At 60.2% G+C, this 22,443-nt stretch carries 22 protein-coding genes; 8 read left to right on the top strand and 14 right to left on the bottom strand.

Annotated features, from left to right (window positions below):
- Nucleotide 1 precedes the first annotated feature (1 nt).
- A complete protein-coding gene (locus ACWIKB_RS20625) occupies nucleotides 2–373 on the top strand; it encodes an Arc family DNA-binding protein (protein ID WP_475269101.1) in 372 nt (123 codons plus the stop codon).
- On the opposite strand, the gene ACWIKB_RS20620 is transcribed toward ACWIKB_RS20625, so the two are convergent.
- From ACWIKB_RS20620 to ACWIKB_RS20580, 9 genes are all read right to left on the bottom strand, one after another.
- The gene (locus ACWIKB_RS20620) at nucleotides 267–671 is read right to left on the bottom strand and encodes a response regulator (protein WP_475269100.1); all 405 of its coding nucleotides are present in this window, start codon (nucleotides 669–671) and stop codon (nucleotides 267–269) included. The genes ACWIKB_RS20625 and ACWIKB_RS20620 overlap by 107 nt on opposite strands.
- A gap of 278 nt (nucleotides 672–949) precedes the next feature.
- Nucleotides 950–1,303, bottom strand: coding sequence for a RidA family protein (locus ACWIKB_RS20615; protein ID WP_475269099.1), 354 nt, complete (start codon nucleotides 1,301–1,303; stop codon nucleotides 950–952).
- A 62-nt stretch (nucleotides 1,304–1,365) separates the two neighbouring features.
- A complete protein-coding gene (locus tag ACWIKB_RS20610) occupies nucleotides 1,366–2,799 on the bottom strand; it encodes an FAD-dependent oxidoreductase (protein ID WP_475269098.1) in 1,434 nt (477 codons plus the stop codon).
- Nucleotides 2,796–3,104, bottom strand: a complete 309-nt coding sequence (locus ACWIKB_RS20605; protein WP_475269097.1) for a (2Fe-2S)-binding protein — start codon at nucleotides 3,102–3,104, stop codon at nucleotides 2,796–2,798. The genes ACWIKB_RS20610 and ACWIKB_RS20605 overlap by 4 nt, the downstream gene beginning before the upstream one ends.
- A complete protein-coding gene (locus ACWIKB_RS20600) occupies nucleotides 3,082–4,182 on the bottom strand; it encodes an NAD(P)/FAD-dependent oxidoreductase (protein ID WP_475269096.1) in 1,101 nt (366 codons plus the stop codon). The genes ACWIKB_RS20605 and ACWIKB_RS20600 overlap by 23 nt, the downstream gene beginning before the upstream one ends.
- On the bottom strand, nucleotides 4,182–4,976 hold the full coding sequence (locus tag ACWIKB_RS20595; RefSeq protein ID WP_475269095.1) for an ABC transporter permease: 795 nt from the start codon (nucleotides 4,974–4,976) through the stop codon (nucleotides 4,182–4,184). Before ACWIKB_RS20595 ends, ACWIKB_RS20600 begins: the two co-directional genes overlap by 1 nt.
- 1 nt (nucleotide 4,977) lies before the next feature.
- A complete protein-coding gene (locus ACWIKB_RS20590; protein WP_475269094.1) occupies nucleotides 4,978–5,859 on the bottom strand; it encodes an ABC transporter permease in 882 nt (293 codons plus the stop codon).
- A 14-nt stretch (nucleotides 5,860–5,873) separates the two neighbouring features.
- Nucleotides 5,874–6,932 carry an ABC transporter ATP-binding protein gene (locus ACWIKB_RS20585; RefSeq protein WP_475269093.1) on the bottom strand — a complete coding sequence of 353 codons (1,059 nt, stop codon included), beginning with the start codon at nucleotides 6,930–6,932 and terminating at the stop codon, nucleotides 5,874–5,876.
- A gap of 85 nt (nucleotides 6,933–7,017) precedes the next feature.
- The gene (locus ACWIKB_RS20580; RefSeq protein WP_475269092.1) at nucleotides 7,018–8,049 is read right to left on the bottom strand and encodes an ABC transporter substrate-binding protein; all 1,032 of its coding nucleotides are present in this window, start codon (nucleotides 8,047–8,049) and stop codon (nucleotides 7,018–7,020) included.
- A 286-nt stretch (nucleotides 8,050–8,335) separates the two neighbouring features.
- On the opposite strand from ACWIKB_RS20580, the gene ACWIKB_RS20575 reads away from it, so the two are divergent.
- From ACWIKB_RS20575 to ACWIKB_RS20555, 5 genes are all read left to right on the top strand, one after another.
- Nucleotides 8,336–9,229 carry a LysR substrate-binding domain-containing protein gene (locus tag ACWIKB_RS20575; protein WP_475269091.1) on the top strand — a complete coding sequence of 298 codons (894 nt, stop codon included), beginning with the start codon at nucleotides 8,336–8,338 and terminating at the stop codon, nucleotides 9,227–9,229.
- 141 nt (nucleotides 9,230–9,370) lie between these two features.
- Nucleotides 9,371–9,754 carry a tautomerase family protein gene (locus tag ACWIKB_RS20570; protein ID WP_475269090.1) on the top strand — a complete coding sequence of 128 codons (384 nt, stop codon included), beginning with the start codon at nucleotides 9,371–9,373 and terminating at the stop codon, nucleotides 9,752–9,754.
- Nucleotides 9,755–9,846: 92 nt separating this feature from the next.
- Entirely contained in the window at nucleotides 9,847–10,464 is a 618-nt protein-coding gene (locus ACWIKB_RS20565; protein WP_475269089.1) for a TetR/AcrR family transcriptional regulator, read from the top strand.
- A gap of 175 nt (nucleotides 10,465–10,639) precedes the next feature.
- Nucleotides 10,640–11,158, top strand: coding sequence for a cysteine hydrolase family protein (locus ACWIKB_RS20560; protein ID WP_475269088.1), 519 nt, complete (start codon nucleotides 10,640–10,642; stop codon nucleotides 11,156–11,158).
- 196 nt (nucleotides 11,159–11,354) lie between these two features.
- Entirely contained in the window at nucleotides 11,355–12,320 is a 966-nt protein-coding gene (locus tag ACWIKB_RS20555) for a 2-hydroxyacid dehydrogenase (RefSeq protein ID WP_475269087.1), read from the top strand.
- A 241-nt stretch (nucleotides 12,321–12,561) separates the two neighbouring features.
- Here ACWIKB_RS20555 and tssA read toward each other — a convergent pair whose 3' ends face one another.
- Genes tssA through ACWIKB_RS20530 form a run of 5 tightly spaced genes read right to left on the bottom strand, consistent with a single transcriptional unit; the run spans nucleotide 12,562 to nucleotide 20,082 of the window.
- The gene (tssA, locus tag ACWIKB_RS20550) at nucleotides 12,562–13,641 is read right to left on the bottom strand and encodes a type VI secretion system protein TssA (RefSeq protein WP_475269086.1); all 1,080 of its coding nucleotides are present in this window, start codon (nucleotides 13,639–13,641) and stop codon (nucleotides 12,562–12,564) included.
- Nucleotides 13,638–17,462, bottom strand: a complete 3,825-nt coding sequence (locus ACWIKB_RS20545) for a type VI secretion system protein (protein ID WP_475269085.1) — start codon at nucleotides 17,460–17,462, stop codon at nucleotides 13,638–13,640. The genes tssA and ACWIKB_RS20545 overlap by 4 nt, the downstream gene beginning before the upstream one ends.
- Nucleotides 17,459–18,226 (bottom strand): DotU family type IV/VI secretion system protein, encoded by a 768-nt coding sequence (locus ACWIKB_RS20540; RefSeq protein WP_475269084.1) that lies wholly within the window; start codon nucleotides 18,224–18,226, stop codon nucleotides 17,459–17,461. The genes ACWIKB_RS20545 and ACWIKB_RS20540 overlap by 4 nt, the downstream gene beginning before the upstream one ends.
- Nucleotides 18,227–18,244: 18 nt before the next feature.
- Complete coding sequence (tssK, locus tag ACWIKB_RS20535; protein WP_475269083.1) at nucleotides 18,245–19,576, bottom strand: type VI secretion system baseplate subunit TssK; 1,332 nt, start codon at nucleotides 19,574–19,576, stop codon at nucleotides 18,245–18,247.
- A gap of 56 nt (nucleotides 19,577–19,632) precedes the next feature.
- Entirely contained in the window at nucleotides 19,633–20,082 is a 450-nt protein-coding gene (locus ACWIKB_RS20530) for a type VI secretion protein (RefSeq protein ID WP_475269082.1), read from the bottom strand.
- 226 nt (nucleotides 20,083–20,308) lie between these two features.
- On the opposite strand from ACWIKB_RS20530, the gene tssB reads away from it, so the two are divergent.
- Nucleotides 20,309–20,857, top strand: coding sequence for a type VI secretion system contractile sheath small subunit (gene tssB, locus ACWIKB_RS20525; protein ID WP_475269081.1), 549 nt, complete (start codon nucleotides 20,309–20,311; stop codon nucleotides 20,855–20,857).
- Nucleotides 20,858–20,885: 28 nt separating this feature from the next.
- Nucleotides 20,886–22,367, top strand: coding sequence for a type VI secretion system contractile sheath large subunit (tssC, locus tag ACWIKB_RS20520; RefSeq protein WP_475269080.1), 1,482 nt, complete (start codon nucleotides 20,886–20,888; stop codon nucleotides 22,365–22,367).
- Nucleotides 22,368–22,443 lie beyond the last annotated feature (76 nt).

Raw genomic sequence — 22,443 nt, 5'->3', positions numbered from 1 at the left:
AATGAGCAGAAGCAAAGACTTAGGTGAGGAATGGTTATGCGGATCAGATGATGGTGGCGGGCAACTACAAGAAATTTCGAACGTTTTAGCAGGAAAAATCTTACATAAAACCCCTGCTGTCGGAGGCCAAACTAGCGAATTCCAAGGTTGTCAGGAGTTGGTGGTGGATAAAGTACTCGATAGGTTTGTTCTTCGACTGCCGGATGGTTTGCGTCTCACATTGAAACGCATTGCCAAACAGAATCGGCGCAGCTTGAACGGTGAAATCATCGCTCGCATGGAGCGCTCATCGGGTGCTCCCACCGCGCCAACGCTTCCGCCCCGGCCAATGCCGCGCTGTTCATCTCGAACTTGGGTTGAAACCAGGCCTTGAACTCCCCCAACGCCAGGCCCCGGCGAACGTCCTCTTCACTGGGCAGCCGGTTCAACGGCGTCGGCTCGATGACGGCTGGAAGGCGCCGATGGCGATAGCGCTGCAAGATGCCTTGCAACGCATGCAGTAGCGTGGGTTTGCTCAGGACGCCGAGCATTTGCAGCCCCGAAAAGCAGGTCATCTGCCCGACGGCGCGGCGCAACTCCGGTTGTAACTCACTGCACAGGGCGACCGCGCGAACCATGCCGTTCTGCCCGACCCAATGCAGGAAGTCCAGGCACCAGGTCGCAGAGCACAATATCAACGCCCCCCCCGCCCGGCGTATCTGCGCCTTCGCCCCTTCGCTATTGTCCGTCTGCAAAATATCGATGACGCCCAGATGCTGCAGAGCCGTGACCAATACACCGCGCTGAAACGAGTGATTTTCTAAAACGAGAACGCTAGGGGAGTCCATCTCACCAGTTACTCTGCAATACCGTGAAGCCAGAATTGTGGCGATCTCATGACACTTCCAACGAAGGATTTGTCTCCCTGATCTGTAGGAAATTCCCTAGGGTTGAATCTTGTTTTCAGCGGTCAGCCAGCGGCTATGACCGTGATTTCAATCAACAACTCCGGCAGCGCCAGCCGCGACTCCACCGTGGCACGGGCGGGCGTGTGACCTTGAGGCACCCACGCATCCCACACCTCGTTCATTTTTGAAAAATCAGACTGAATGTCCGCCAGCCATATCTGCGCGGAAACAATGCGTGTTTTGTCTAACCCCGCCTTTTCCAGAAACCCGTCGATTTTTTGCAGGACCTGGGCCGTTTGGCCTTTGATGTCTTGGGTAGTGTCGGATGCGGTTTGCCCGCCGACGAAGACAAAGCCATTACAGACAACCGCGCGACTCATACGAGGGTTACTGTCGATACGAATAATCTCTTTCATTTCAAATTCCTAATGTGGAGTTTCAGACGTCCAGGCAGGGTAATCCGCAAAGATTTATGCGCTTATTTGGGTACAAACGCCACCAACGGCGCCGCATTCGCATCCGGCACGTAAGCGTTGGCCAGGTCAATCAACTGCACGGGTTTGATCGGCGGGCGAATCCGGTAATAGCCCACCTTTTGCATCGGCGCGCACCGGGCCTCAGCCAGTATTTCCCCCACCGTGATCCCGCACATGCGGCCCTGACACGGTCCCATGCCGCACCGCGAGAATGACTTGGTCTGGTTGGGCCCACTGCAACCCAATCGGCTCATGGCGCGGATATCACCGGCGCTGACTTCTTCACAGCGGCAGACGATGGTCTGGTCTGAGGGCCGCCGGAAGATTTCCGCAGGCCGATACAACGTGTCCAGGAATGGCCGTATGGCCCGATGGGAATGGAGCTGGCGCTTGAATGGGCGCGCTTCTGTGTCACGAACGCTTTCTGTAAAAAAGCCCAGTTGCTGACCGATCTGCAGCGCAGTCAATGCTCCCGACAGCTCTGCCACCTTGGCGCCATCGATGCCGCCACCGTCCCCCGCGACGTAAATCCCCGCGAGCGATGTCTGCCCCCACTGATCAAGCTCAGGGCGCCAGCAAAGCTGGATATCGTCCCAGCGATGCTCGCAGCCCAGCGACCGCGTCAGCTGTACGTTGGGAATAACGCCCTGATGGACCAGTAGCAGGTCCGAGTCGATGTGCGCGTCACGACCATCAACTGAATAGCAAACCCTCTCGACAGCGCCCTGCCCCAGCGCAGTGAGGGTTTCGACATGCTGGATATGCGGGATGGAACTGCCGCGAATGGCCCTCAACAAACCCATGCCCTTGAGCAAATACCCCGGTGCCCGCAACGCTGAAAACAGATAGCGCAGCGCTGGAAAACGATTGGCTCGGGGCGTGGTGTCGAGAATGGCCGCCACGGAACTGCCCGCCCGGATCAACTGCCAGGCAAACAGATAGAGCAATGGCCCGCTACCGGCGAGCACCACCCGCTGGCTCGGCAACAATGCGGCGGACTTCAACAGCGTTTGCGCAGCGCCGATGCCCATGACGCCCGGCAGCGTCCAGCCGGGAAACGGCACCGGCCGCTCTTGGGCGCCATTGGCGATGACGAGTGCCCGGGCCTGGATTTGCCCACTGCCGCCATTGGCTCCGTTGCGCGTGAAGCTCACTTGTCGGTCGCGTGTGATTTGCCATGCCAAGGTGCCTGGCCAGTAGGTCGCGCCGCTCGCCAGGAAGCGCTTCACCAGCGCAGCACCGGCGATGTAGTCCTTGCCCAGCACATCAGGATCTGCCAGCGGCGATTGCGCCACGCTGCGATAAATCTGCCCGCCGGGCTGCTGGCTTTCGTCCAGCAGCAGCACATCGAGGCCCGCTCCCCTGGCTTGCACCGCGCAGGCCATGCCGGCCGGACCGGCGCCGATGATCAGCAGGTCAACATGGATCATGCTCATTTCAGACTCCTGGCACCGATCATGGATCGGATCATCATTCCCGGCAGCACCAGCGTCATGCAGGCTTGTTGATTGGGCACACCGTCGATTTCCACCAGGCATTCGAAGCAGGCGCCCATCATGCAAAAAGGCGCCCGCGGTGCGTTGGACACTGGCGTCTCGCGTAACTGCGTCACCCCAACGCTCAGCAGCGCCGCGGCGACGGTCATGTAATGCGGCACGATGAACGGCCGATCATTGATCAGGATTGAAACCTGAGCGGCTGGCGTAGCGGCGAGCGCGCTAAACAGCGAAACGTTTGGCATAGAAATAGTCGAGTAGTGAGGGACGAGGCGCACCCATGAGCCAGGGCACGAGTTTTTCGCAATGGGCGGCCGCCAGCGTCACGCCGCTGTGGCACAAAGCAACAAACGCCCCGGGATGGGCGAGCGACTCTTCGTAAACCGGCATGCTGTCCGGGGTCATGATCCGCAACGAACCCCAGGCGCGCACAACGCGCACGTTCTTGAGCAGTGGAAAAGGCGCGATGGCTTTTTGCGCGATATGGGCAATGATGCCCGGCGTCACGCCGTCATCCATGTCCACGTCTTCGGCGGAGTCCCCCAACAGCAATGACCCCTCGGCGGTTTGCCGGATAGACAACGTCGGGTAGTCGAGAAAGCGTTTGACCCGCTCGGTCACCAGAATCTGCCCACGCAGCGGCACGACTGGTGCGCGCAGACCGACCATCGGTGCCAGGTCGCGATTGCCGAGGCCGGCGCAGAGCACCACCTTCCCGGCTTCGAAAGTCTGCTTGCCGGCGGTCAGACGGAAGCCGCCGTCACGCGGGACAATCAAATCGACCCGCGAATCCGTTCGATAAACACCCCCCGCGCGTTCGAAACCGGCGAACAGGCCGCGCAAGGTGTAGAGCGGACTGACATGGCCGTCGTGGGGCGAATACACCGCCCCCGCCACGTCCGGCCCCACGGCCGGTATGCGCTGTGCCAGTTGGCCGTGGTCGAGCACTTCATAGCTCAGGCGACTGTCCTGCGCGTGGAGTTTTTCCAACGCCGCCGCGCTGCTGGCCAGGCTTTCCTCATTCATGGCGATCATGATTCCACCCGGTTTTTCGTAACCGAGCTTCATACCGCTGGCGTCTTCGAGTTCCTGGCAGAAGCCGGGCCACAGTTGCGATGACTCCAATGACCAGCGCGCATAATCGATTTGCCGCGAACCTTTGCTCGAAACCCACACCAGGCCGAAGTTGCCCCGGGCGGCGCGCACGCTTGAATCTTCGCCATCGAGCACCAAGGTGCGAACACCTCGTTTCGCCAGTCCATAAGCGATGGCCATCCCGACCAATCCGCCACCGACCACTACGTAGTCGTAGTCGTTTTTCATCAGTTTTTCCCCATCAGCACGTTGTCGAGCCCCACCAGACGATCCAGCACAAACATCAAGCCCACCGTGATCACGATGATCACCACCGCGACCGCCGCCACCATGGGATCGACGGTTTCGGTCATGCTCATGTAGATGCGCACCGGCAACGTGATCGTCGCTGGGGAGGCGAGAAAAATGGTGGCGGTCAGTTCGTCGAAGCTGCTGGCGAAGGCCAGTACCCATCCGCCGAGAATCCCCGGCAGCAGCGCAGGCAGCGTGATGCGGCGAAAGGTCGTCCAGGCGCTGGCGCCCAAGGACATCGCCGCATGCTCCGGCTCACGGGACAGGCTCACCATCGACGCCATGATCAGGCGCAGTGAGTAAGGGAAGATCAGCATCACATGGGCCAATACCAACGAGGTAAACGAGCCGTTGACGCCAAACTCATTGAACAGCCGCAACAACGCGACCCCCAACACCACGGGCGGAATCATCAGCGGCGACAGCAGCAAGCCGTTCAGCGCTGCCCGACCGGGGAACGTGTAACGCAACAGGCCCCTGGCGGCGGGCACGCCAAGCAGGGCCGCCCCCGTCGCGGCCAGCGTTGCCAGGCCCATGCTGTTGCAGAATGCGGTGATGCAGCCGTTGTCATTGAACAGGGCCACAAACCAGCGCACTGAAAAGTGCAGCGTGGGCACGCTCAGCATGGTGCCCGGGGTAAAGGCGACCAGGCAGACGATCACCAAGGGCGCCGCCAGGAACACTGAAAACAGGGTGTGAAACACCAGCGCAAACAATCCATTCTTGTTCATGTCAGCGCCCCAGACGTCGTTGAATTCGGCGTTCAACCTGCTTGCCGTACACGCCGATCACCAGCAGGTTGAGCAGCAGCAACAGGACGGCAATCGTCGCCCCGACCGGCCAGTTCAAGGTGTTGAGAAATTCATCGTAAGCAGCGGTGGCCGCGACTTTCAGGCGCCGGCCACCGATCAGTGCCGGGGTGGCGAACGCACTGGCGCTGAGGGCGAAGGTCATCAGGCTGCCGGACAGCACGCCAGGCAGCACCTGTGGCAAGACGATCCGCCACCAGATCGTCATCGGCCCGGCGCCCAGGCTAAGCGCGGCATTGCAACTTTGCGGGTCAATGCCTTGCAACGAGGTCCATACCGACAAAATCACCAAGGGCACCAGCGCGTGGATCAAGACGATGACCACGGCCCAAAACGTGAACAGCATCTGCACACTGCCGTCCGTAACGCCCAGCCACACGAGGGTGCTGGCAACGACACCGTTCTGACTCAACAGGATCGACCAGCCCAGTGTCCGCACTACCGCCGAAATCAGCAGCGGTGCCAGGGTCATGATCAAAAAGAACGCACGCCAGCGCGGCCGCATCCGGAAAATGATGTACGCCTCCGGCACGCCTAATACGACGGCGCCCAGCGTTACCGCCAATGCCAGACCCAGGGTGCGCAGAAAGATGGTCTGGTAATACGGATCGAACAGCACCAGGGCATAGTTGTGCCAGGAGTGTGTCGCCAGCACGTCGCTGGTTGCAGCATTGAAACCATGCAGGCTCAGTTCGCCCGTCATCAGCATCGGAATGGCCAGCAGCGCGATGAACAACAGGCTGGCTGGCAGCAAGAGCAGCAGTGCTTTGCTGCTGAATTCGAAGGCAAATCGCCGGGGGTTCAATATGGACGCCTGCCTCATGGCGCCACCCCGGAGTGCATTACATGGCGCAGGGCCGACGGTTCCCACGACAAACCCACCTGTGCGCCGGGCGCTACGGCGACCTGACCACGATTGGCCCGCATGACTTGCAAGACACCCAGCTCAGTCACCACCGTGAGCAGCCAGCAATTACCTTTGAACACACAACCCGCCACTTTCCCGTAGAGGACGGCGGCAGGACCTTCAACCAGATCGATGCGTTCAGGTCGCAACGAGAAAGTTGCGCGACCACACGGCAACTCGGCGTCCAGCGCCAGGCTGCCGGCACCGCAGACGAATTGTCGTTGACCGCCACGCAGCACGATTTCGCCGTCCAGCAGATTGGCACGGCCAATGAAATCGGCGGCGAAGTGCGATCCCGGATCGTCATACAAAGGGTTGGGCTTATCGAAACGCACGATTCGCCCCCGGTCCAGCAGCGCAACCCGGTCACTCATGGCCAAGGCTTCGTCCTGATCATGGGTGACCATGATCGTCGTGGTGCCGACCTGGCGCTGGATGCTGCGCAGTTCGGTTTGCATGTCGTGACGCAGCTTGGCGTCCAGGTTGGATAGCGGTTCATCGAGCAACAGCAAGGGCGGCTTGATGATCAGCGCCCGGGCCAGTGCGACCCGCTGGCGCTGGCCGCCGGAGAGGTCGCGAGGAAATTTGTCGCCATGGGCGCCCAGTTGCACCAGTTCCAGCGATTGACGCACCTGACGCGCTCGCTCGACGCGTGCCACGCCACGCATCTGCAGGCCAAACTCAATATTTTCCCGAACCGTCATGTGCACAAACAACGCGTAGCTTTGAAACACCATGCCCAAGCCACGCTGTGCTGGCGGGCGCCCCAACAACGACTGGCCTTGCAGACGGATATCGCCATGGCTGGGATCGATGAAGCCGGCGATCATTTGCAACGTCGTGGTCTTGCCGCAACCCGAAGGCCCGAGCAACGAAATGAATTCGCCCTGTTCGATGTTCAGATTGACCCCATGTAGGACCGTCACGTCGCCATACGACTTGCTCAGGCCTTCGATACTCAAATAGCTCATTTTTATTAGACTCACTGTTCGCTTGGGCGGGCGCGTGCTGGCCCAGGCAGGATGACTTTTGGCCGTCCTGCCTGTGACGCAAATGTCATTGCTCGATCTGGCGATTCCACTGCTGTATCCACGCGGGGCGCATGGCGTTAACGATGTCCCAATCCACGCTCAACATCGCCGCGACGGTCGCTTTGTCCGGCACCTTGGCCAGCACGGCGGGAGGCAGCTCGGTGTGTTTGTTGACCGGCGCCACGCCCTCTTCATCGGCGAACAGCGCTTGCACTTCCGGGGTCAGGGTGTACTGGACAAACTGCTGGGCCAACGCGTTAACCGTATCGTGCTTGACCGGGCAAACACTCAGGCCCAGGGCCATGGCGCCTTCCTTGGGTGCGACAAATTTCACCGGTACGCCTTGGTTGCGCAGCGATTGGGTACGGCCTGCGCCCCAGGCGCCGATCCACAGGCTGTCATTCTGAAAGAGCTCGGAAATTTTGCCCGGTGATGGATCGAAGGACAGGACGTTAGGCGCCACGCTGGTTTTTATCGCCACAAAACCCGGCTCGATGTTCTGCTCGCTGCCACCGTTGAGACGCGCGAACATCACCAGGCTTTCAATCCCGTAGCCATTGGTGACGCTGGGAAACTGCACGTGCCCCTTATACAAAGGGTTGGCCAAATCTTTCCAGGACGTGGGTGGTGCCCACCCCTTGGCGGCGAATACCCGCTCGTTGTAGACAATGCCGGTGCCATCGAGCCCGATGGTGACAGCCTTGTTGCTTTTGAAATGCGCAGCGTCGTACAGGTCCTTGTAGACAGGGGCATCGCTCAACGCCTCGCAATAATCCAGTTGCGCAGCCTGGGACATGGGACCGTCATCCAGAAACGCCACGTCCAGGGTTTGCTTGCCTTTCTGGGCTTGCATACGCGCCATGGTGGTGGTCGTGTCACCGGGGACGAGTATCACTTTGCTGCCGGTGGCTTTCTCGAAAGACGGGACAATTTGCTCTTTGAGCAACTGCTCGAAAGAGCCGCCGAAAACGGCGACGTAAAGGGTCGGTTGCTCGGCGTGTGCGTAGCTGGCGAACAGCGAGGCCGCGATGAGTGCGGGGGCAAACCTTCTGATCATGTTGACTCCTGATATGAGGACCACTGTCGATGCCCGCACCTTCCGGGCAGACCCAGTGTCTGCAATTGATATCAGGGGGTCCAATCACAATTGACAGGACATCCATGTCTAAATGTTATGGTTTTATCCAGTGTTATCGCCTGCTAAAAATCTGCTGAAACGCTTATGCTTCTTAAACAAATGGTCAGGATTTGGCGCTCATTGATACATTCGGCCCAGAGTGACTTACGCTTTTGGCCAAAAGATAACGCCAACGAATGTCAAAATATAATGAGTAGGAATCACCATGAAAAACAGGCAGCTAGAGGCGTTTCGCGCGGTCATGATCCGGCACTCGGTCACCAGCGCGGCAGAGATGATGAGCGTGACGCAGCCGGCGGTTACGCGGTTGATTGCTGATCTGGAAGAGGATGTCGGGTTCAAGCTGTTCGTACGGGAAAAAGCCCGGCTATTTCCGACGGCCGATGCCGAGCTGTTGTATCGCGAGGTGGAACGCTCGTTTGTCGGGGTCGAACGGATTGCCCATGCCGCACGCCAGATACGCTCACTGAACAAGGGCGCCCTGACCGTCTGCTGCGCCCCTGCCCTGGCCGCAGGATTATTGCCCGCCTGGATCTCGGAATTCATGGCACGGCACGACGGGGTGACCGTGATTTTCACCATCCACGGCACTAAAACCGTCAGTGAAATGGTGGCCAACGAACAATGTGACGTCGGCTTCGTGACCTACACAACCTGGCAACCTGGCGTAAGGCTCGAACAACTGTTCACTGCCCCCATGCGCTGCATTCTGCCGAACGGCCATCGGTTGGCGGACCACGCCCATATCACTCCAGAGGACTTGGCCGGTGAACCGTTCATTTCCTATCCCCAAGAACTGGATACCCGACGCGTGATTGATGAACTGTTTGCGAAGCACCAGATAGAGCGCCAACTGAACATCGAATGCCAACAATCCACGGTCATCGCATCCCTGACCCGTTTCGGTGCCGGTGTTTCCATCATCGATCCTGCGGTGGCCGATACGCTCGGCGATAAAGTCCTGGTGCGTCCATTCAAACCCGAGATTGACTTTGAATACGGGATTGTCACGTCTGAGCGTCTGGAGGCTTCACGTTTGACCAAGGCATTTCTGGAGTTTGTCAAAGAGAAGGTCAGCGCACTCGCCCTCTCAAATTGAACGGCACCGTTTATCTTGGAGCGATGGAGCCCTTACGTCGGGATTAAATAGATGTTTTAAAAAATCTATTTAATAAAAGACAGCCGTCATGTATTTTCGATCTCACCTGCTGACCAGCAGCCTCACTCGCGGAGCCTTCCCATGCCACTCGTTCGCATCGACATCAAAAAACACCAGGACCCCACTTTCGCCAAGCGTGTCGGCAAACTGATCTACGCGGCCATGCACAGCACCATCAACGTTCCCGAGAACGACAACTTCCAGATCCTCGCCGAACACGATGAAAACCACTTCATCTACGACCCGACCTTCATGGGCATCAAACGCACCGACGGGCTGGTGATTATTCAAATCACGCTAATGGAAGGCCGCACCACCGAGCTGAAAAAACTGCTCTACAAGACCATCGCCGAGAGCCTGAATACCGAACTGGGCGTGCGCCTGGAAGATGTGTTTATCAATCTGGTGGAGGTCAAGCGCGAGAACTGGTCGTTCGGTAATGGCATCGGTCAATTTGCTGGCTAAGCGATCTGACTTGTCACCCCGTCAGGAAGACACGGCGCCGGCAGTTCCCTAAGATGCCGTTCATCGATACGTTTAAAGAATGTGAGCCACCCATGCCTCGAGTCTCCCGCAAACAAGCCGAACTCAACCGCGAAATCATCGTCGAGGCCGCCACGCGGCTGTTTCGTGAGCGCGGCCTGCACGGGATCAGCGTCGTCGATGTGATGGGCGCCGCCGGCCTGACCCACGGCGGCTTCTATGGGCACTTCGAATCCAAGGAAGCCCTGGCGCAAGAGGCTTGCAGCCGGGCGTTCAGCCAATCGCTGGAGCGCTGGAAGCAGAGAATCGACGACAGCAGCGACCCCCTCTCCGCCCGCGCCAGCATCATCGCGCCGTACCTGTCGACGGCCAATCGCGACAATCCGGGGGAAAGCTGCCCGGTGACCGCATTTGCCGGCGACATGTGTCACGAAACGGCAGAAAGCGGTTTGCACCAGACCTACACCCAGGGCCTGGAAGCCTTGTTGCAAATGCTCGCCCCGCTGATGGGCGCGGATCAGCCCGAAGCCAATCGGCAACGCGCCTTGGTGGACTACTCGCTGATGGTCGGCGCCCTGACTCTGGCGCGCGCTACCCGTGGGGACGCCTTGTCAGATGAAATCCTCGACGCGGCGCGGGCATTTCTGACGGCGGACGATACCGTTGACAAGCTCGCAGCGCCGACAGCATGATCGGCCCCATGAACTTTCCTGCGCTGAACCTCACCCGCACCACCACGACCGCTTCCGGCGGGTCGTGGGGTGGCTGGCTGACTTAAACCCAGCGCAGTAAACCCAAGGCCCCGCCAGCAATGGACGGGGCCTTGTTGTTTCTCCCGTCCGTTCGGCACTTCACGGAGAAACACCTATGTCATCAGCACTTTTGATCATCGATATGCAGGTCGGTCTGTTCAACGGCCCGGACCAACCCTACGACGGCGAGCGAATACTGGCCAACATCCAGCTGCTTATCTGCCGGGCCAGGGAACGCAAAATGCCGATCTATGCGGTCCGCCATACTGGCCCTCAAGGTTCACCGATCGAGGCTGGCAGTCCCTTTTGGCAGTTATTGCCCGCGCTGGCGCTGAATCCCGACACCGATATCCTGTTCGACAAGCACAAACCCAATGCCTTTTACGGGACGGCGTTGGCGGAGCAACTGCGGGCTGGCGGGATCGATGACCTGTTTATCGTCGGCATGAAAACCCAGTATTGCATCGACAGTACCTGCCGGGCAGCGGCCGATCTGGGCTTCAAACCAATGTTGGTGGCCGATGCCCATACTTGCATGGACACACCCGCGCTGCCCGCCCGGGCCATTATCGAGCACCATAACGCGACCTTGAACGGTGCCTTCGCCAAGGTATTGAACACCGCAGACGTGTAGGACCTGGCGCAGGTTGCGATCCTTTGGCGTCGTTGGCGGCGCCAAAAGATCAAGATCACCCGATCGCAGCCTTCGGCAGTTCCTACAGTGCACCGGCCTATAGCCTATGATCTTTGGTGATTGCCAAACCTCTCTCGAATCAGCAATCTGAAGCGACTTTCGAGCCCCTATATTTCGATGGCCACAGGAGCCCAGCATGACTGCAACCGTCCTGGTATTGGTTGAAACCATCAATGACTACCTGCCGATTCTCGAGCATCAGGGCTTTCACCTGATCCTGGCGCCCACGCCTGCCGAGCGCGCCCAAGCCATTGCCACCCATGGCGCGCGTATCGATGCCGTGCTGACGCGCGGTCCCTTGGGTTTGTACGCCGAAGAAATCGCCGCCCTGCCCGCCCTGAAAATCATCTGCGTGATCGGCGCCGGCTATGAGCACGTCGACCTGCAAGCGGCCAGCGACCGCGGTATCACCGTGACCAATGGCGCAGGGGTCAATGCCTCTTCCGTGGCCGACCACGCGATGGCGTTGTTGCTGTCGATGGTGCGCGACATTCCCCGGGCCGATGCCGCCGTGCGCCGTGGCGAGTGGCCGAAAATCATGCGCCCGTCACTGTCCGGCAAACGCTTGGGCATTCTCGGGCTGGGGGCGGTCGGCATGGCGATTGCCAAGCGTGCGGCCAACGGTTTCGACATGAGCGTGAGTTACCACAACCGCCAGCACCGCAGTGACACGCCCTACCACTATTGCTCGACGCCGACGGAACTGGCCAAGGGTTCGGACTTCCTGATCGTCGCCACGCCCGGCGGAGTGGGCACCCAACACTTGATCAACCGTCAGGTACTGGACGCGTTGGGGCCCAAGGGTTTTCTGGTGAACATTGCCCGGGCCAGCGTCGTGGTCACGACGGACCTGATCAGCGCCCTGGAACAACGGCGGATTGGCGGCGCCGCGCTGGATGTATTCGATCACGAACCCAAGGTGCCGGAAGCCCTCAAAACCCTGACCAACGTGATCCTGACGCCCCACGTCGCCGGGCTGTCCCCGGAGGCTACCCAAAGCACCGTCGAATTGGTGGGCAAAAACCTGGTGGCGTTCTTTGCCGGCCGGCCGGTGTTGACGCCGATTGTGCTGCCAATTCCGGTGGTTGCGCGGTCAGTCTGATACCCATCACCCCTGTGGGAGCGAGCTTGCTCGCGATGAGGGACTGTCAGCCGGCATCTATATCGACTGAAACGCCGCCATCGCGAGCAAGCTCGCTCCCACAAGGGATTGCGGCGTACGCAAACTCCCGACCCACCACCAAACAACTGTGGGAGCGGGCTTGCTCGCGAAGAGGCCATCACATTCACCATCATTGCTGGCTATAAAACCGCCATCGCGAGCAGGTTCGCTCCCACAACAGCTAGAGGACGCCGAGTAGCGTCCAGAGCCGCCGGGATTCCGCATCCGCCGAAATCAGCTCACCCAACAATTCACTCAAGGGCTTGTTACCCCACTCCACCCCTCGCCTGATCAAGTACGGCACCGGGCTGTGGGGTTCGGTGCGGGCCAGGTATTCGGCAATCAGCAACAATTGCCGATACGCCTCGTCGCGACTCGCCGGCTCACGGAAAACCTGCGGTGCAGCGACCACTTCTTCAAGGCCCGACGCCGCCGCGGGCGCGATTTCAACGGGGGCCTCGGTGGACTGTCGTGGGTGCATGGCGATGAACTCCTGAACCAGCGTCAATAACGCCGTGATGACGTCCTGCAAACTTTTGAAGCCCGGCGCCTGGCTGCCGAGATAGGCATCACTCCAGGCTTCCAGCCGTTGCAGATGCTGCAGGCTCAACAACAGGCTGCCCTGGCTGCGCAACCAGAAGGACAACGGCGTGGCGCGAATCTGTTCGGTGATTTTCTTCTGTTCGCCGCGTGCGGTTTCCGCCGAGGTTTTTGCACCCTTGCTGTCGTTGACCAGCACCTGCTGCACCTGCAAGCGCCGCCACGCATCCAGGCACAGGCCGTCGAATTCGCCGTTACGCGGGTCGAGCAACGGCACCCGCGTCAGCAGCACTTCAGTGTAGCGCCGGGCCAACCACTCAAGCGGGATCACCCGCCATGACTGATCCCCCTCCTCCGCCTGCGGGTGAAGGTGCTCGGGATAGCGCTCACACAACCCGGCGACCAGGGCGAGGCTACCCGGCAAGCCTTCGAGTCCGTCCTGATGCAACCACGCTTCGCCCAGCCAGGCACTGAGCATCAGGTCTTTGCTGCGCTCCAGCAGCAGGCTGGTGGTCAATTTTTCCAGTTCCGGCCATTGCGCACGCTTGATCGACGATTGCCAGACCCCGGTCGGCAAACTCGTGTCGTCCTCTCGGCGCAGCTCTCGTGCCTGGTCAAATTCACGTTCATAACGCAAATCCTGACCACAAGGCGCATCGTCGCTGATCGGCTCCAGCAAGCGGTCAATCAGTTCCGGCAGCGGTGTTGAAGGCATATTCACAAGCCCTCCTCCTGATTCATGGCCGTTGCAGAAGCGGTCGCCCGGGTCTGCAGGAACGGCGAGCGCGGGGCGCGGGTGGGCAGCGGTTGAATGGATAACGGCAGCTTCGAGCCCTGGCTCATCAACGACAGGCGTACAAACATCAGCGTTTGCTCCGCCGTATTGGACGGCGCGGTGACCGGCAGGCGCAAGGTCAGTGGAAAGTCGGTGTAGTCCATGTTCGGCTGGCGCTGCACTGACTGGTGCGAACGCATCAGGCGCAGCAACGACCAAGGGCCGCCATACTCCCAACCGGCCTCAAGATCGCGCACCACCAGGCTCGGTTGTAACGGATCGTTGGCCGGGCGTTGGGAACCATTGCGTGCCCATCGCAGCGTCAGCCGCACCGGTTGGCCGACCATCCAGCGCAGGTTCGGTTGGGCCTCACCGGGGTAGCTGAGTTGTTGATTACCGGCGTTCAGGCTCCAGGCGATCACTTGATCGGCACCACGCTCCTCCTCGCGATCGGTGCGCCAGCGCACGTCCATTTCCACGCCCAGGATGCCGCTCTTGTCCCGCACAAACAGCGGGCTTAGCCACGTGCTGGCCTGCTTCAAACGGTTGAGAAAGTCCTCGGCCGCCAACCGTTCCGGCGTCTGGCTGAGCGACAACCCGGCCTGGGCCACCGGCAAACGCTTGTCGATCAGTTCAAGAAAATGCTGGACCCGCGCCGGGTCGGCGTCCGCCACCTGCACCCCATTGGCAAACGGAAAGCGCTCGGCCAGGTACTGATTGAAATAGTTGGCCAGGTCGTTCCACGCCGCCGAGGCTTGCTGCTGTTGCAGAAGCTGGCAACGCTGCATGGCGGTTTGCTGCAGTTCCAGGGCACGCATGGCCAACGTACCGCGCCCGCCGGATAGGCTGGCGGTTTGCAGGATCTGGCCGCAGGACGAGGTGTCCATTTCGATGAAGTCGCGGCTCACCAATTGCTCGATCTGCGCAGGTGAACTTGCGGGGTTCGAATCCTTGTACTTGAGCAACTCGTCATTGAGTGCGCTGAATTGCGTCACACGCTCGTAATCCAGCGCTGAGAGATTCTGCTGCTGGGTTTTCAGCCATTCCAGCGCCGAGGTGCGTCGTTCGGTGATGCCGAGCATGGTGTTGAACTGCTGCTTGAGGCTCAGCTTCAAATCCTGTACATCACTGGCGCCATACAGTTGCAGGCCAAGGTTTTTCGAACCGTCCCACTGGCTGATTTCGGTGCGCCCGCTGAACAGCGGTTGTGCGGTGATCTCATCCAGACCGCCAACCACCTGGGCCATGGCGCGCCGGTTCAAGGCACTTTGCAAACGCGTCGCCAGATCGCCGCGGCGCAAGTCGATAAAGGCTTTCTGCAAGGCCACCGCTTGCGGCGCCTGCACATTGAACACCCCGTAGGCGTGAGACTGGTCATTGTGATCCTTGAGGCTCAACCACATGGCCTTGGCCGCCGCACCTTCGGCAGCTTCCAGCAAGGCACCGCGATACGCCGGCGGGATGCGCGGCAGTTCTTCGGCGGCATAACTCTTGTAACTGGCGAAGTAATTCAGCGCGCCGTTAAGGTCGTCGCCATCGACATTTTGCCCCTGTACATCACCGTCACCCGACTGATCCGCACGCATGGCAATCGCCACGAAATCACGCTTGAACAAAGCCTGCACAGCGTTGTTCAACTGGCTCACATGCTCCTGCAACACCAATTGCCCGCTGCCCTGTTGCACCAGCAAATTGCCTCTGGAACCGGCCTGGGCAATCCACTGATCGCGAAAGCTCTGCTGCAACTTCGACGCCTGTTGATCCAGTTGTTGCTCCACCTGCTGGCCGAGCAAGGCGCTTTGGCGCACCTTGTCCATCATCTCGCGATAACCGGGTACCAGGTCCTGACCCTTGCCTCGACTCCAGGCTGAGTTGGTCAGGCCGATCAGCCCTTGCAAGTCATCGATCAGCGCCCTTAAATCTTCAAGTTCCGTCAGGGAATTGCCACTGCCGGCCTCCAGCCGCTCCAGGTGCAATTTGAGATAACCGGCCTGACGCACGAAATTGTCGGCCAGAAAATACTGATCCAGCCAATGCTCCATCAGCCCGGAAAAGTTTTCCTCGATCGCCGGGCGCTCCAGGGTCAGGTCCAGCGGCTTCAGGTTGCCGCCATCGGCATCCAGCATCACCCGGTTGTAAAAACCGGCGCGGCGCAAAGTGCCGGCATTGAGGTTCAGGGCCAAGGCGTTGTTGCTCAGCAACACCAGGTCTTCAAGCGGCGCCTTCGGGTTGTTCAAGGCCTGGTTGAACCACTGATTCTGTTGCTCCAGACGCACCGCCCGCTCCACCAGATCCTTGGCCTTGACGTAGTTTTGCCATTGGGCGGGGTCTTCGCTTTCGACAGTGCCACGACGCTCGGTGTTGCGGATGGACTTGAGCTGCGCCAGTTCCGCGATCAACAGTTCATGTAATGGCTCCAGCAAATGACTCTGGGCAGTAGCGCGCAATTCATTCTCGACTTGCACGTCCAGCGACGAGAACCAGGAGGTGGGGAACACCAACGAAGTGAACGTCCAGCGCGGCGCCTTTTCCAGCACCCGCCAGAAGCTCTGGACATTGCGCCGGGTCGCGTCCAGTCGATGGGATTCATCGGTGACCGCGACGTAGTTCTTTTGCGCGCCTTGCAGCAGGCGCGACAGTTCATGGGCATCCTTGACCGAGTCTTGCCAGACCCAAAGCATGCCGGCGATCCAGATCACCCCGACCACCAGCGCAATCGCTCCGCTCAGGCGCTGCCAGCGCTGACGCAGGCGCAACAGGCGCGGCACCACCAGCGCCAGGCCACGCTCGGCAACCACCCGCCGCTGCCATAACTGCCGGGCGAAGACGCTCTGTTGCAGGTCGCTGTCATTGGCGTCGAACCCGTCGAGGGCGTCCTCGGACGGCTGATTGGCGGTGAAATAAACCCCGCGAAAACGCGGTGCCTCGCCCTGGGCATTGCCCTGGAATACCGGCTCCAACAGGGTTTGCAAATTGCGACGCAAGGCTTCGATACGCTCGGGTAAACCGTATAAATCGCCACTCAAATGGCCGGACAGCGTCCCGAGTTCGATGATCGATTCCGCCAAGGCCCGATTGACCTGATCCAGCGCCTGATCGCTCCATTGCGATTGCCACATCGCATCAGGGCCGTGGGGCGACGACCAGCCCAGCGCCCGCTCGCGGCTTTCTTGCGGCAGTGCACTGATCAGTTCCTGAAAGCCCGGCAGTTCTTCCATGCCGGTAATCACTACGTACACCGGCAGGCTCAGGCCGAAGCGTTGCAGCAAATCAATAAAGCGCCGACGCGCCGCCAACCCAAGGTTAGCGGCCTGCTCAACATTGCCCAGGCGACTGACCGGCACGGTCCAGATCACCCCGTCCAGTGGACGTTTGCTGCGCAGGCGCAGGATCAACCCGAGCAAACGCCACCAGCCACCTCGTTGCAGATTCATGCCTTCGTCGGGCAGAAACAACGCTTGCGGCACCACCAGCACCGCACCTTCGGGGTCCGACCACCAACGGCCAAACCAGGCCGGTTTGTCGGTCGGTTGCAGGCGCCACTGGCTGCACAATTGCGTGCCCTGGGTCTCGTTGCCGAGCATCAGCAACCAGGGAATCTGATAGCGGTCCTGAGCGCCCTGCTCCTGCTCCATGTGCCGCACGGCCGCGTAAAAACTGCGAATCGCTGCGCCGCTCTGAGTGCGCAACCACCAGAGCGCCAAGACGATAAGTGCCAGTAACACCAACAGTGCGATGACCAGGCCGACGATCTGCAGGGTGCTCATGAGTCTTGCTCCGACACGGCAGCGGAATCGGTCATCTGCAACACCGGCTCCAGTTCCTGGCGGATATCGCGCCAGAACAACTGCCCCAGCCCTGTCAGCAACAGCACCATGGCGAGAATCCCCAGGCCCAGACGAAAGCCATCGGGCAACGACAGGCGCACCGGTAACTGCACCGGCGGCACCGTCGCCGGTTGCGCGAGCCGGGTGCTGACATCGGCATAATCTGCCTCGTGCTGCCAGGCAAAGGTGAACAGTGCCAGGCGCAATTTTTCATGCTGGACCTGACTGTGCTCTCCACGCAGCCGTCCTTGAAACCCCAGCACCAGGCACTGCAAATAGACATTGGCGAGGTCGCGGGTGGTGGGAATCTGCTCATCCAGCAGTTCCTTGACCGCTGACGGCAGCCGTTCACCGGCCTGACGGCTGGCGTACATCCGTGACTCCAGGGGTTTGTCCTGCCAGGCCGACTGACCCGGCCACGGGGTGAACAGCAGGGTTTCATCGATTAGCGCGACAAAGGCATAGACCAGCGCCTTGACCTGCTCGGTCGCCGCATCGCCGACCCGGGCGAATGCGGTGCGCCACAGGCGTTGGGAAATCTGCGTGGACAGCTCGACCACGGCCTCGACCAGCGCCGTCTCATCACTGTCCTTGGGCAACTGGTTCCATTCCTCGGACCATTGCAACCAGGCCTGGCGAAAGGCGCTGCTCAACGGTGCTTCGTGGAGGCCCCGTGTACCCGCCCCGGCATTCCCTTCAGACATACGACGCCCCTTCCTTGATCAAGCACTTTCACTGGCCTGGGCCACAAACAACACCACTTGCCATGGACTGCTCGCCGGTTTCGACGCTGGCGCGGCAATCAGCAACGGCAACTGCCCGTCGAACCATTGGCCTTCGGCCGTCACCACGAACAAGCGCGTATCGTCACCGACGCTGTAGGCCACCTGCTCGTTACGGCTCATGGCCTGATGGGTCAAACCGCTCATGCGCTGGCGACTGAGCAACGGGATGTGCGGCTGCGACGCGATGATCGCGCCGCTCAGCCATTCACTGGCAGCCTGCTCGCCAACACCGTTGGGCATGCGCAAACCGATCACCAGGCGCTGGCTCGATTGATCGTCGGGCAACTGGATCGAAAAGCTCTGTTCACTGCGGGCAAACGGCAGGCTGCGATAGCCGGCGCGGATCAATTCGAGGGTTTTCTCCAGCCAGTCGAGGACCGCTTCATAGCCACGTTGCAGCTCCAGAAAATCCAGCGGCGCGAACGGCGGAACACCGGCCAACGGGTCCAGCGCCGACCAGGCACCCGCCAGCCCGAGCAACCCGCCATACAGGGTTTGCGGGTTGGCCTGACGGCTGCCCAGCGCACCTTCGACTTCCGGCAACCGCGCCCAAAGCGCAGTCAACTGGCGACGGATTTCCAGTACGTCATCCTGATTGCCCGCCTGCTGCGCCTGACGCAAACGGCCGCCAAGGAACATGCATTTCTCGCGCGCCCTGGCGCATAAACCGGCCACTCGCCGGCCAATCACGGATTCCGGCAACAGGCTTGGCGTTGGTGGTGTGTAAGGCAACGGGATGAAACCACCGCCCTCCTTACGGATTTTCAGCAGCGGCAGGCAGATGGAATCGGCCTTGTTCAACTGCGTGCACAAGCGCGGATTCGGCCGCCACACAGTGATCGATTCGGGGTACTCGCCGCTGGTCAAATCCGGCAACGCATCACCGACTACCGATTGCAACCGGCCCTTGAGCGGCAGCAACTGTCCGGCACGCCATAAGGGGCTCACCGCGAGGTAAACCGTGACCGTGGCATCGTCAGTGGCGTTGATCGCTTCGCCGACGTCGAGCTCCAGGGTCGGCCCTATTCCGGCCTGCAGATTCACCGGCAAACCATCGGGCATTGTCGCTTGCAGATTGATCAGTCGCACCAGCCCGGCACTCAGTGCACCGGGATCAACTTCGATGCGATTCACGCCCCAGAACCACGGATTACACGCCTGGGCAAAATGCGCGACCAGCGCCTCGGCCCGCAGTCCTTGCAACTGAAAATGCTGGGGCAACAACTGCATGCCCTCGTGCCAGCAAACCGCGTCAGGTAACAGGCTCATACGATTCCTTTCGAGGTCATGGTTTCGCCGCGCAACGCGGTGTTCTTGCAAGGTGATCAGTTCGGGCTGTCGCCCACCAGCGTCATCTCGCGACTGTCGAACTTGAGCCAGGCATTGCTCTGGTCATCCAGCCGTAACCGGTGTGCTCCGGGAGTGTTATAGCTGGCGAAGACCAAAAGTCCAGCCGCCCGCTTGCCCCCCAGCGGGAAGGGTTGTTTGTCGATGAATTGACCGGGCACCAGCTCCAGCCCCCAGACCGTCATCAGTTGCCGGTAGTCGCGCTGGTACTGATCGCGCTCGGTGAACCACTGGCGAGCGGTGATGCCCGACAACTGCTTGAGCAGGTCCGGGTCATTCACGGCGATGAAATCCACGGCAATCGGAGTGTCGTCGTTGGCTCGTGGCGCGACGTCGAGGGTCAGGTTGTCGAGATCGACGCGTGGTCCGAAAAGCGAACACCCGGCGAGGGACAAGAACACGGCGCAGGCAAAAAAACGTGCAGACAAAATGAATTTTCCTTTTCTCATGACTGTCACAAAAAGGTTTTCCCTTGCTTTTTTATAGACCTGTTCTAGCGTCTTGGGTAGTTCGGCCCACACGGCGAACTAGGAAGGTTTGTCAAAGGAACGACAGGTCCATCTGCCACCCTTTCTAACCTACGGTCCAGCAAGGGAAAGCGATGAACGGGCCTCCCGATGCATTGCGCCCGCTCATGCATCGGAGTCACTCAACATGGCAGAAAGTACTCAGCACAAGCTCGACCGGGTGCGCCCGCCTCGGGTGCAAATCACCTACGACGTCGAAATCGGCAACGCCATCGAGAAAAAAGAATTGCCGCTGGTGGTGGGCATTCTCGCCGACCTTTCCGGCAAGCCTCTCGAGGCCCTCCCCAAGCTGACCGAGCGACGCTTCACCGAGATCGACCGCGACAATTTCAACGAAGTCCTCGCCTCGATCGCCCCCCGCGCCACCTTGCAGGTCACCAACACCCTCACCGGCGATGACAGCAAGCTCAACATCGAGCTCAACTTCAAGCACATCGACGACTTCGACCCGGTGAAAGTGGTCGAGCAAGTCACGCCGCTGCGCCGTCTGTTCGAAGCCCGCCAGCGTCTACGCGACCTGCTGACCAAACTCGATGGCAACGATGATCTGGACAAGCTGTTGCGCGATGTCATCGCCAACACCGAGGGCCTGCAAGAGATCAAGTCTGCGCGTCCGGACACCCCTGCGCCTGCCGCCGCCGGCGACAGTGAAGCACCGGCCGAACCGCAAGCCTGATCACTCATTCACGTAGGGAGAAGTCGCCATGCCCGCTTCAGCCGCCGCCAAAACCAGTGAAAGCACCACAGAAAGCCTGTCCCTGCTAGACCGCATCATCGCCGAAGGCCGCATGGCCCATGACGACAGCCAGCAGGACTATGCCCGCGACATGCTCGCGGAATTCGCCACCCAGGTACTCGACGAAGGCATGGCCATCGACAAGGACACCGTGGCGATGATCAATGACCGCATCAGCCAGATCGACAAGCTGATCAGCGCTCAACTCAACGAAGTGCTGCACCACCCCGATATGCAGAAACTCGAAGCCTCCTGGCGTGGCTTGCACCTGCTGGTGCAAAACACCGAAACCAGTTCCCGACTGAAACTGCGCCTGCTTAACGTGACCCAGAAAGAGCTGCAAAACGACCTGGAAAAAGCCGTCGAATTTGACCAGAGCGCGTTGTTCAAAAAAATCTACGAAGAAGAATACGGCACCTTCGGCGGCCACCCGTTCAGCCTGCTGGTGGGTGACTACACCTTCGGCCGGCACCCGCAGGACATCGGCCTGCTGGAGAAACTGTCGAACGTCGCTGCCGCTGCCCACGCGCCATTCATTGCCGCTGCCAGCCCACGGCTGTTCGACATGACCAGCTTCACCGAACTGGCCGTGCCCCGTGACCTGTCGAAAGTGTTCGAGAGTCAGGAACTGATCAAATGGCGCTCGTTCCGCGAAAGTGAAGATTCGCGCTACGTCTCGCTGGTGCTGCCGCACTTCCTGCTGCGCCTGCCGTACGGTCCCGAAACCTCGCCGGTGGAAGGCATCAATTACGTCGAAGACGTCAACGGCACCGACCACGGCAAATACCTGTGGGGCAACGCCGCCTGGGCCTTGTCGCAACGCATCACCGAGGCCTTCGCCAAGTACGGCTGGTGCGCGGCGATTCGTGGCGCCGAAGGTGGTGGCGCGGTCGAAGGCCTGCCAGCGCATACCTTCCGCACCAGTTCCGGCGACCTGTCGCTCAAATGCCCGACCGAAGTGGCGATCACCGACCGCCGGGAAAAAGAGCTCAACGACCTCGGCTTCATCGCCCTGTGCCACAAGAAAAACAGCGACGTCGCGGTGTTCTTCGGTGGCCAGACCACCAACAAATCCAAGCTCTACAACACCAATGAAGCCAATGCCAACGCGCGGATTTCGGCGATGTTGCCGTACGTGCTCGCGGCGTCTCGTTTCGCGCATTACCTGAAGGTGATCATGCGCGACAAGATCGGCAGCTTCATGACCCGCGACAACGTACAGACCTACCTCAACAACTGGATCGCCGACTACGTGCTGATCAACGATAACGCGCCGCAAGAGATCAAGGCGCAATACCCGTTACGTGAAGCCCGGGTGGATGTCACCGAAGTCGCCGGCAAGCCCGGTGCCTACAACGCCACGGTGTTCCTGCGGCCGCACTTCCAGCTTGAAGAGCTGACCGCATCGATCCGCCTGGTTGCCACCCTGCCGCCACCGGCCGCTGCCTGACCTGCCTCTCTCCCGCCGGCCAACCCGGCGGGAGTTCTCCGTTTATCTAGCGCGATAACCTTCAGGAGTTTCATGC

The sequence above is a fragment of the Pseudomonas sp. 5Vm1k genome (genome assembly GCF_056161485.1).
Note: the sequence above shows the minus strand (reverse complement) of the source record. Positions and strands in the feature narration are given on the sequence as shown.

Excerpts from the sequence above, each read along its gene's own strand:
- ACWIKB_RS20615 (WP_475269099.1), bottom strand. The coding sequence starts at position 1,303 with ATGAAAGAGATTATTCGTATCGACAGTAACCCTCGTATGAGTCGCGCG.
- ACWIKB_RS20580 (WP_475269092.1), bottom strand. The coding sequence starts at position 8,049 with ATGATCAGAAGGTTTGCCCCCGCACTCATCGCGGCCTCGCTGTTCGCC.
- ACWIKB_RS20595 (WP_475269095.1), bottom strand. The coding sequence starts at position 4,976 with ATGAACAAGAATGGATTGTTTGCGCTGGTGTTTCACACCCTGTTTTCA.
- tssK (WP_475269083.1), bottom strand. The coding sequence starts at position 19,576 with ATGAGCCTGTTACCTGACGCGGTTTGCTGGCACGAGGGCATGCAGTTG.
- ACWIKB_RS20610 (WP_475269098.1), bottom strand. The coding sequence starts at position 2,799 with ATGAGCATGATCCATGTTGACCTGCTGATCATCGGCGCCGGTCCGGCC.
- tssC (WP_475269080.1), top strand. The coding sequence starts at position 20,886 with ATGCCCGCTTCAGCCGCCGCCAAAACCAGTGAAAGCACCACAGAAAGC.
- ACWIKB_RS20545 (WP_475269085.1), bottom strand. The coding sequence starts at position 17,462 with ATGAGCACCCTGCAGATCGTCGGCCTGGTCATCGCACTGTTGGTGTTA.
- ACWIKB_RS20555 (WP_475269087.1), top strand. The coding sequence starts at position 11,355 with ATGACTGCAACCGTCCTGGTATTGGTTGAAACCATCAATGACTACCTG.
- ACWIKB_RS20565 (WP_475269089.1), top strand. The coding sequence starts at position 9,847 with ATGCCTCGAGTCTCCCGCAAACAAGCCGAACTCAACCGCGAAATCATC.
- ACWIKB_RS20575 (WP_475269091.1), top strand. The coding sequence starts at position 8,336 with ATGAAAAACAGGCAGCTAGAGGCGTTTCGCGCGGTCATGATCCGGCAC.
- ACWIKB_RS20625 (WP_475269101.1), top strand. The coding sequence starts at position 2 with ATGAGCAGAAGCAAAGACTTAGGTGAGGAATGGTTATGCGGATCAGAT.
- ACWIKB_RS20570 (WP_475269090.1), top strand. The coding sequence starts at position 9,371 with ATGCCACTCGTTCGCATCGACATCAAAAAACACCAGGACCCCACTTTC.
- ACWIKB_RS20605 (WP_475269097.1), bottom strand. The coding sequence starts at position 3,104 with ATGCCAAACGTTTCGCTGTTTAGCGCGCTCGCCGCTACGCCAGCCGCT.
- ACWIKB_RS20600 (WP_475269096.1), bottom strand. The coding sequence starts at position 4,182 with ATGAAAAACGACTACGACTACGTAGTGGTCGGTGGCGGATTGGTCGGG.
- ACWIKB_RS20585 (WP_475269093.1), bottom strand. The coding sequence starts at position 6,932 with ATGAGCTATTTGAGTATCGAAGGCCTGAGCAAGTCGTATGGCGACGTG.
- tssB (WP_475269081.1), top strand. The coding sequence starts at position 20,309 with ATGGCAGAAAGTACTCAGCACAAGCTCGACCGGGTGCGCCCGCCTCGG.
- ACWIKB_RS20540 (WP_475269084.1), bottom strand. The coding sequence starts at position 18,226 with ATGTCTGAAGGGAATGCCGGGGCGGGTACACGGGGCCTCCACGAAGCA.
- ACWIKB_RS20560 (WP_475269088.1), top strand. The coding sequence starts at position 10,640 with ATGTCATCAGCACTTTTGATCATCGATATGCAGGTCGGTCTGTTCAAC.